Origin of the sequence: Kitasatospora saccharophila (genome assembly GCF_039529925.1) — a bacterium.
Lineage (GTDB): Bacteria > Actinomycetota > Actinomycetes > Streptomycetales > Streptomycetaceae > Kitasatospora > Kitasatospora saccharophila.
Genome location: NZ_BAAANS010000157.1, coordinates 1 through 1007, shown reverse-complemented (window position 1 = coordinate 1007; position 1007 = coordinate 1). Strand labels below are relative to the sequence as shown.

The window sequence follows — 1007 nt, the reverse complement described above, 5'->3', positions numbered from 1 at the left end:
GCGAGTGCAACTTTCCGATGCGGAGTGGGAGTTCATCAAGCCGTACCTGCCGATCGGCGAGTACGGTCCGTATCCCGAGCGGCTGCGCCGGCAGTTCGAGGGCGTGATCTGGCACTTCAAGACCGGCAGCCAGTGGCGTGAGACGCCCCGGGAGTTCGGTGCATGGTCGACCGTCCACAACCGGTTCCGACAGTGGAGGGACGCCGGCGTCTTCGAGGCCCTGCTGGAGGGCGCGATCGCGGAAGCCGCCAAGCGCGGCGAGGTGGACTTGTCCCTGGTCAGCGTGGATTCCACCACCGTCCGGGCCCATCAAGACGCTGCCGGGATGCACCTGGAGCCCGACGCCCTGGCCGCCTTGGAGAAAGCCGCCGAGGAGACGGACAAGGCCCGGCAAAAGGGGGCGGCCCGCAGGAACAAGACGGGCACGACGACCCGGAACGGGAAGAGCGGCGGCGCGTCCGACGTCGACGCAAGCTCCGCTTGAGGGCAGCTCTACTCGGACGTTCCAGGGGCGGGCAGACCAGCAAGGTCCACATCGCCGGGGAGCGAAAGTGCCGCCCGCTGGCCTTCATCCTGACCGAGGGCCAGGCCGCCGACAGCCCGCAGTTCATCACCGTGCTGAAGAGGATTCGTGTTCGCGGGCCCGTCGGCCGTCCCCGCACCCGGCCCGACGCGGTCGCCGGGGACAAGGCCTATTCGTCCCGTGGCAACCGCTCTCACCTGCGCAAACGTAGCATCAAGGCCGTCATCCCGGAGAAGGTCGACCAAGCCGCCAACCGCAAGAAGAAGGGCAGCAAGGGCGGTCGGCCCGTCAGCCACGACGCCGAGCTCTACAAGGACCGGAACACCGTCGAACGCCTGATCAACAAGATGAAGGCCTGGCGAGGCATAGCCACGCGCTACGACAAGACCCCGACGAGCTACCTCGCCGGCCTCCACCTTCGAGGCGCGATGATCTGGATCAAGGACCTCACCAGAATCGCCACTTGATCACGACCAAATACGCG

At 66.9% G+C, this 1007-nt stretch carries 1 pseudogene; it reads left to right on the top strand.

Features of this window, described 5'->3' with window-relative positions:
- Window positions 1-990 (top strand): annotated as a pseudogene (locus ABD345_RS39935) (IS5 family transposase); the annotation flags it as partial.
- Window positions 991-1007: the final 17 nt, after the last annotated feature.